Source organism: Streptomyces kunmingensis, assembly GCF_039533535.1.
Classification (GTDB): Bacteria; Actinomycetota; Actinomycetes; order Streptomycetales; family Streptomycetaceae; genus Streptomyces; species Streptomyces kunmingensis.
Genome location: NZ_BAAATS010000015.1, coordinates 1 through 7,638, shown reverse-complemented (window position 1 = coordinate 7,638; position 7,638 = coordinate 1). Strand labels below are relative to the sequence as shown.

The window sequence follows — 7,638 nt, the reverse complement described above, 5'->3', positions numbered from 1 at the left end:
GGCTTGGTTGGGGGGGGCTTGAATGGGGGGCTGAAGGTGAGGGGTGGCCTTGACGTTGGGGGGAAGGTTTACCGTCTTTGGTATGCGCATCGGAGAGCTTGCGGAGCGGGGCGGGACCAGTACGCGGACGTTGAGGTACTACGAGTCGCGTGGGCTGTTGCCGGCGCGGCGTGGGGGCAACGGGTACCGGACCTACGACGAGGCGGATCTGCGGGCCCTGCGGCAGATCCGTACGTTGCAGGACTTCGGGTTCGAGCTGGAGGAGACCCGGCCGTTCGTGGAGTGCCTGCGGGCCGGCCACCCGGAGGGTGACTCGTGTCCGGCGTCCCTGGCCGTGTACCGCAACAAGCTCTCCGAACTGGACGCGCTGATCGACGAGTTGAGTGCCGTACGGGAGAAGGTCGGCGCGCAGCTGGAGCGCGCCGAGCGGGCCGTCGTGGCGCTGGCCGCGGAACAGCCCGCCCCGCGCTGCGAACTCAGCGAACCACAGGAGGGACAGTGATCATGCGGGATGTCACCGACGCGGACTTCGAGGAGCAGGTACTACGGTCCGGGCGACCGGTACTCGTGGAGTTCACGGCCGAATGGTGCGGGCCGTGCAGGCAGCTGGCACCGGTGCTGAAGTCCATCGCGGAGGAGGAGCGCGACCGTCTCGACGTCGTGGCCATCGACGTGGACGCCAATCCGGAGACCGCGGTGAAGTACGGGGTGCTGTCGATGCCGACGCTGATGGTCTTCAAGGACGGCGAGCCGGTGTGGTCACGGGTGGGCGCCCGGCCCAAGCGGCGGCTGCTGGAGGAATTGGCCGGGACCGTCTGAGCGACGGAAGCGGGGGCGGTTCCCGGAAATCCCGCGCTTGGGATTTACCTCTGCCCGGGGTATATTCGGTGTTTCTGTGTGCCCACAGAAAAGGCCCCTCACCGGGGGCCAACTAAACACACCGTACCGGGCAGGGAGCAGTTTTGTCAAGCCGGGAATCCGCCGTATCGCAGAAAGAACTGCAAAAGGAACAGGAATTCATCGACCGGCTCTACGCGCGCGTGGACGCGCTGCGCGGCGTCGCCGCGGACTCGGTCACGGACGCCCTGACACCCGTCGGCACAGGTCAGCAGGCCCGGCTCGAGCGCGACCTGCTGGTCGTGGAGCGCTCGGGCCTGCTCGCCGCGCTGAATGCGGTCGACGGTTCGCTCTGCTTCGGCCGTATTGATCTCACGGACGGCGTGACCCACCACATCGGGCGTATCGGAATTCGCGACGACGACACCGAACACACGCCGATTCTCATCGACTGGCGCGCTCCGGTGGCCCGTCCCTTCTATCTCGCCACGGGCCATCTGCCGATGGGCCTGCGCCGGCGCAGGCACCTCACCACAGAAGGCCGTACGGTCACCGAACTGCACGACGAGATTCTCGATCTCGGCGACGACGAGCGCACCGGATTCGAGGACCCGAGCGGCGACGCGGTGCTGCTCGCCGCCCTGAACTCGGCGCGTACCGGCCGCATGGGCGACATCGTGCAGACGATCCAGGCCGAGCAGGACCGGATCATCCGGCACGACCACCGCGGTGTGCTCGTCGTCGAGGGCGGCCCGGGCACCGGCAAGACGGCCGTGGCGCTGCACCGCGCCGCTTTCCTGCTCTACGAGCACCGCGAGCTGCTCGCCAAGCGGGCCGTGCTGATCGTCGGCCCGAACCCGGCGTTCCTGTCCTACATCTCCGAGGTGCTGCCCGCCCTCGGCGAGACCGGCGTCCTGCTGGCTACGGTGGGCGAGCTGTACCCGGGGGTGCACGCGACCGCCGTGGACACCCCGCGGGCCGCGGCCGTCAAGGGCGCCGCGTCGATGACCGAGGCGCTGGCGCTCGCCGTCCGCGACCGGCAGCAGCTTCCGGAGCCCGGCGCGCCGCTGATCATCCGGCACGACGACGGCGACCTGATCCTCGACTGGGAGATCGCCTACGAGGCACGGCAGGCGGCGCGCGACACGCTGCTGCCGCACAACCTGGCCCGGCCGCACTTCGCCTTCCGGATCCTCGACGCGCTCACCCAGCAGCTCGCGGAGCGCATCGGCGCGGACCCCTACGGCGGGCCGAACTTCCTCGGCCCCGACGACCTCGCACAGCTCGGCAAGGGGGTCGCGGCCAGCGCCGACGTGCACGCCGCGATCGAGGACCTGTGGCCGACGCTCACCGCGGAGCGCGTCGTCGCCGACTTCCTCGCCGAGCCCGTCGGAATGGCGGACGAGGACGCGGCGGCACTTCGCAGGCCGGTCACCGGGCCGGCCGACTGGACGCCCGCCGATGTGCCGCTGCTCGACGAGGCCGCGGAACTGATCGGGTACGACGACGCCGCCGAGCGGGCCGCCGCCGAGGCGGCGCGGCAGGAGCGGATCGCGTACGCGCAGGGCGTCCTCGATCTGTCCCGGGGCTCGGAGACGTACGAGTTCGAGGACGAGGACGAGTCGGAGGTGCTGGCCGCGCACGACATCGTGGACGCGGACCGGGTCGCCGACTGGTACGAGGAGGAGGACCACCGCAGCGCCGCCGAGCGGGCCGCGGCCGACCGGACCTGGGCGTTCGGGCACATCATCGTCGACGAGGCGCAGGAGCTGTCGCCGATGGCGTGGCGGCTGCTCATGCGGCGTTCGCCGACCCGGTCGATGACTCTGGTCGGTGACCCGGCGCAGACGGCCGAGGAGGCGGGTGTCGGGGCCTGGGACAAGATCCTTCAGCCGTACGTCGAGGACCGCTTCGAGCACACGCGGCTCGGGGTCAACTACCGGACTCCGTCGGAGATCATGGACGTCGCCGCGGCCGTGCTGCGTGCCGAGCACCCGGACTACGAGCCGCCTGCCTCGGTCCGCTCGACGGGTGTACGTCCCTGGCGGCGTGCCGTGACCGGTGATGTCGCCCAGGTCGTGGCGGAGATCGCGGCGGCCGAGACCCCGGAGGAGGGGCGGCTCGCGGTGATCGCGCCGCGTGCGTTGCACGGGGCGCTGGCCGCGGTGTTGCCGGGTGTGGTGGCGGGGGCCGAGCCGGATCTGACCCGGCATCTGGTTCTGCTTGATCCTCGGCAGGCGAAGGGGCTCGAGTTCGACCGGGTGATCGTGGTCGAGCCGGGGGAGTTCGGGGTGAGTGATCTGTATGTGGCGTTGACTCGGGCGACTCAGTCCCTGGGGGTCGTGCATGTGGGGGAGCTGCCGGTGGCGCTTCTGGGGCTTGCCGTGGCCGACTGAGGTTCGTGTCGGGGCGGGTTGTGTGCCGTCGGGGTTGATCGCGCCCCGCGGCGGAGCCGCTGATGGATACAGCCCCGCGCCCCTGGGGGAGCGGGGACTGCGCCGTTCTGCTGGTCGTGCAGATCCCTGTGCCGCGCCGTCGTGGCTGGTCGCGCAGTTCCCCGCGCCCCTAGGCGCTCACGGCTTCAGCCAGATCGTTGCCAGTGGGGGCAAGGTCAGGCGGATGCTTGCCGGGCGGCCGTGGGCGGGTGTGTCGTCCGGTTTTACCGGCTCCGGGTTGGTGATGCCGCCGCCTCCGTAGCGGGTGGCGTCGGTGTTGAGGATTTCGTGCCAGGCCGGTACCGAGGCGGGGACGCCCAAGCGGTAGTCGTGGCGTACGACCGGGGAGAAGTTCGAGACGGCGAGCAGCGGGGTGCCGTCGGCGGCGTGGCGCAGGAACGCGAAGACGTTGTCCTCCGACGCGTCACCGGCCACCCACGAGAAACCCGCGGGGTCGGTGTCGCGTTCCCACAGGGCGGGCGCCGCGCGGTAGGCGGTGTTCAGGTCGCGGGTGAGGTCGCGGACGCCGCGGTGGTCGGGCTCGGCGCCGTACGCCGGGTCGAGCAGCCACCAGTCGGGCCCGTGCGCCTCCGACCACTCGGCGCCCTGCGCGAACTCCTGGCCCATGAACAGGAGTTGCTTGCCGGGGTGGGCCCACATGAAGCCCAGGTAGGCGCGGTGGTTGGCGCGCTGCTGCCACCAGTCGCCCGGCATCTTGGAGACCAGGGCCTTCTTGCCGTGGACGACCTCGTCGTGGGAGATCGGCAGCACATAGTTCTCGCTGTACGCGTACACCATCGAGAAGGTCATCTCGTTGTGGTGGTACTTGCGGTGGACCGGCTCGTGGGCGACATAGTCCAGCGAGTCGTGCATCCAGCCCATGTTCCACTTCAGGCCGAAGCCGAGGCCGCCGAAGCCGCCGGGGCCGACGTGATGGGTCGCCCGTGTCACGCCGTCCCAGGCGGTGGACTCCTCGGCGATGGTGACGACGCCGGGGGCACGCCGGTACAGGGTCGCGTTCATCTCCTGGAGGAAGTCGACCGCGTCGAGGTTCTCCCGGCCGCCGAACTGGTTCGGGGTCCACTGCCCGTCCTCGCGCGAGTAGTCGAGGTACAGCATGGAGGCGACGGCGTCGACGCGCAGGCCGTCGATGTGGAACTCCTCGCACCAGTAAAGGGCGTTCGCCACAAGGAAGTTGCGGACCTCCTTGCGGCCGTAGTCGAACTCCAGGGTGCCCCAGTCGGGGTGCGCCGAGCGCAGCGGGTCCTCGTGCTCGTACAGGGGCCGGCCGTCGAACTCGGCGAGTGCCCAGTCGTCGCGCGGGAAATGGGCCGGGACCCAGTCCATGAGGACGCCGATGCCGGCCTGGTGCAGGGCGTCGATGAGGTGCTTGAAGTCGTCGGGGGTGCCGAGCCTGGCCGTGGGCGCGTAGAAGCCGGTTACCTGGTAGCCCCAGGAGCCGCCGAAGGGGTGCTCGGCCACCGGCATGAGCTCCACGTGGGTGAAGCCCAAGTCCGATACATAGGCCGGGAGTTGTTCGGCGAGCTGGCGGTAGGTGAGGCCGGGGCGCCAGGACGGGAGATGGATCTCGTAGACGGAGAACGGCGACTCGTGGACGGGGCGGTCGCCGCGGGTGCGCAGCCACTCGTCATCGTGCCAGGTGTGATGGGAGGCGTGGACGACGGACGAGTTCGCCGGGGGCGTCTCGGTGCGTGTGGCGAGCGGGTCGGCGCGCTGGGTCTTGCTGCCGTCCGGGCGGGTGATCTCGTACTTGTACAGCTCGCCCTCGCCGATGTCGGGGACGAACAGCTCCCAGATGCCGGACGAGCCGAGCGAGCGCATGCTGTGCGCCTCGCCGTTCCAGTAGTTGAAGCCGCCGACGACACGCACACCCCGGGCGTTGGGTGCCCAGACCGTGAAGCGGGTGCCCTGGATGCCCTGGTGCTCCATCGGGTGGGCGCCGAGCGCCGTCCACAGCTGCTCATGGCGTCCCTCGCCGATGAGGTGCAGGTCGAGGTCGCCGAGGGAGGGGAGCAGGGAGTACGCGTCGGCGATGCGCTGGGTCGCGTCGGCGTACGTGATCTCCAGCTCGTACGCGGGCGGGGGCTCGGGGAGCTGGAGCAGCGTGGAGAAGAACCCGTCGCCGTCGTCGTGCAGTTCGGCGCGGGTGCCGTCCGGGGTGACGACGGCGACCTTCCGGGCGTAGGGCCGCCAGGCGCGGAAGGCGACGCCGGTGCCGGCCGGGTGGGCGCCGAGCACGGAGTGCGGGTCGTGGTGGGTGGCCGCCCGGAGCCGGTCCCGGTCGCTTCTCGGTACGCGGGCGCTCTCCGCCCCGGGGTCACGCTGCGGTACGGGGACGCTGCCGGCCGGGGTGGGGCCGCCCGCCGGTATCGGGCCGCTCTCCGGCGCGGGGGCGCTCTGCGGTACCGGTACCGGGACGCTCTTCGGTGCCGGTGCCGGTGCCGGTGCCGGTGCCGGTGCCGGTGCCGGTACCGGGGCCGGGGCGGCTCCCGGTGCGGGGTCGCTCCCCGACGCCGGGCGCGGAGTGTGGGTGGGGCGGCGGCGGGTCACGGGTGGGTCCTCCTGTGGGCGGGTGAAGGGGTGGGACTGGTCGCGCCTGCGCGGCGGGGCCGCGGTGCGGTGGAGCCTCCGCGCTCGCTCAGGACTGCTCCGCAAGGCGCGCCAGCGCCGCCAGCGGGACCGGGAGCCAGTCGGGGCGGTGGCGGGCCTCGTACAGGGCTTCGTAGATCGCCTTGTCCGTCTCGTACGCGCGCAGCAGGACCGGGTCGGTGCGCGGGTCCCAGCCGGAGGCGGCCGCGTAGCCCACGCAGTACGCGGACCGGCAGGAGTCGGACCACTGCGGGTTCCACGGGCGGTGGCTGCGGGCGGCGTAGTCGAAGGAGCGGAGCATGCCCGCGATGTCGCGGTGCGGCGGGTGCGGCATCCGGCGTTCGGCGAGGGGCCGGGACGGCTCGCCCTCGAAGTCGATCAGCCGCCAGAACCCGGACGGGTCCCGCAGGCACTGACCGAGGTGCAGATCGCCGTGGATGCGCTGGGCCTGCCAGGTGAGCCCCTCGTCCGCCAGATCGGCCAGCGCGTCGAACGCGGTGCGCAGGCCGGGGACGTAGGGCAGGAGCGCGGGGACCTGCTGGGCCGTCGTCTCCAGGCGCCGGGTCATCGTCGCGGCCAGCTGCTGGGTCTGGACGCGGGTGTAGGTGACGGTGGGCAGGGCGCGGGCCAGGGCGGTGTGCACCTCGGCTGTCGCGCGGCCCAGTTCCCGTGCCTCGGCGGTGAAGTCGACCTGTTTGATGAGGTGTTCGAGGGCCAGGTCCCAGCCGTCGGCAGCGCCCGCGAGGTAGGGCTGGAGCAGGCCGAGGGTGGTCTCGCCGTCCGCCGTCTCGTACCAGGCGAGGGGGGCGGGCACCCGCTCGCAGCCCTCGCGGGCCAGGGCGAGGGGGAGCTCGAGATCGGGGTTGGTGCCCGGCAGGACCCGGCGGAACACCTTGGCTATCAGTGAATCGCCGTACACGACCGAGGAGTTGGACTGTTCGGCCAGGAGCGGGCGGGGGGTCAGGTCCCGGGGTATTCGCCCGTCCGGATGGCGGTGGAAGCGCAGGCCGCCGAGGGTGCCGGGGACGCGGAGCCGCTCCAGCAGGATGCTGGTCTGGCGGGAGTCGTGCAGGGCCTCGTACGCGGTGCGGCCGGCCAGGGGGCCCTGGGTGATGTGGCCGATGACGGCGGGGGCGAGATGCGGCGGCAGCGCCTCGGCGGTCGCGATGAGGAGCTGGTAGCAGTCGCCGGGGCCCTCGTCGGACGGCGGCTGGTGAGCGCGCAGCAGCAGGTGCAACAGGGCGCCGTCGGAGCGGAGTCGGGTGACGGAGTCGAGGGTGAGGTCGGTGACCGGGCGGCCCTTCCCCGCGAACCACCGCTGGCGCGGCAGCCACTCCCGCAACAGCGGGTCCAGGGACAAGAGCAGCTCGGAGTGGCCCTGCGCCGAGGCGGTGGACCGGGCTGCGGTTTCCGACATGACGTCGCGTCCTTTCCCCGGGAGCGCGTCGGGCGGTGCGAGCGGATCCCGGGTGCGGAGATGCTGTCCAGAGATGGGGACGTGCCGGGTATGCGTGGAGAGTTCCCAGGGCACGGGGAGGGAAACCGAAGGAGCCGGTACTCCCGCCCCGGACCGTGCGGATGCGGGCGTCAGTCCTTGCGCAGCCGGAACCAGTAGAAACCGTGTCCCGCCAGGGTGAGGAGGTAGGGCAGCTCACCGATGGCCGGGAACCGCACACCGCCGATCAGCTCGACCGGATGGCGGCCGTCGAAGGCCTGGAGGTCCAGCTCGGTGGGCTGGGCGAAGCGGGAGAAATTG

General features: G+C 71.5%; 6 protein-coding genes. 3 read left to right on the top strand and 3 right to left on the bottom strand.

Features of this window, described 5'->3' with window-relative positions; all coding sequences use genetic code 11:
* Positions 1–82: 82 nt before the first annotated feature.
* The 3 genes from ABD366_RS18450 (at position 83) to ABD366_RS18440 (ending at position 3,233) form a co-directional block, all read left to right on the top strand.
* Complete coding sequence (locus tag ABD366_RS18450; RefSeq protein ID WP_324769003.1) at positions 83–502, top strand: MerR family transcriptional regulator; 420 nt, start codon at positions 83–85, stop codon at positions 500–502.
* Positions 503–504: 2 nt separating this feature from the next.
* Positions 505–819 (top strand): thioredoxin, encoded by a 315-nt coding sequence (gene trxA, locus ABD366_RS18445; protein ID WP_324769004.1) that lies wholly within the window; start codon positions 505–507, stop codon positions 817–819.
* 179 nt (positions 820–998) lie between these two features.
* On the top strand, positions 999–3,233 hold the full coding sequence (locus ABD366_RS18440; RefSeq protein ID WP_324769010.1) for a HelD family protein: 2,235 nt from the start codon (positions 999–1,001) through the stop codon (positions 3,231–3,233).
* Between the two features lie 177 nt (positions 3,234–3,410).
* Here ABD366_RS18440 and glgB read toward each other — a convergent pair whose 3' ends face one another.
* The 3 genes from glgB to ABD366_RS18425 all read right to left on the bottom strand — a co-directional run.
* Positions 3,411–5,843 carry a 1,4-alpha-glucan branching enzyme gene (gene glgB, locus ABD366_RS18435; protein WP_324769005.1) on the bottom strand — a complete coding sequence of 811 codons (2,433 nt, stop codon included), beginning with the start codon at positions 5,841–5,843 and terminating at the stop codon, positions 3,411–3,413.
* 88 nt (positions 5,844–5,931) lie between these two features.
* Positions 5,932–7,299 carry a maltokinase N-terminal cap-like domain-containing protein gene (locus ABD366_RS18430; RefSeq protein ID WP_324769007.1) on the bottom strand — a complete coding sequence of 456 codons (1,368 nt, stop codon included), beginning with the start codon at positions 7,297–7,299 and terminating at the stop codon, positions 5,932–5,934.
* A gap of 170 nt (positions 7,300–7,469) precedes the next feature.
* A partial coding sequence (locus ABD366_RS18425; protein WP_344442104.1) for an alpha-glucosidase C-terminal domain-containing protein occupies positions 7,470–7,638 on the bottom strand: 169 nt, incomplete at its 5' end.

Excerpts from the sequence above, each read along its gene's own strand:
- ABD366_RS18430 (WP_324769007.1), bottom strand. The coding sequence starts at position 7,299 with ATGTCGGAAACCGCAGCCCGGTCCACCGCCTCGGCGCAGGGCCACTCC.
- trxA (WP_324769004.1), top strand. The coding sequence starts at position 505 with ATGCGGGATGTCACCGACGCGGACTTCGAGGAGCAGGTACTACGGTCC.
- ABD366_RS18450 (WP_324769003.1), top strand. The coding sequence starts at position 83 with ATGCGCATCGGAGAGCTTGCGGAGCGGGGCGGGACCAGTACGCGGACG.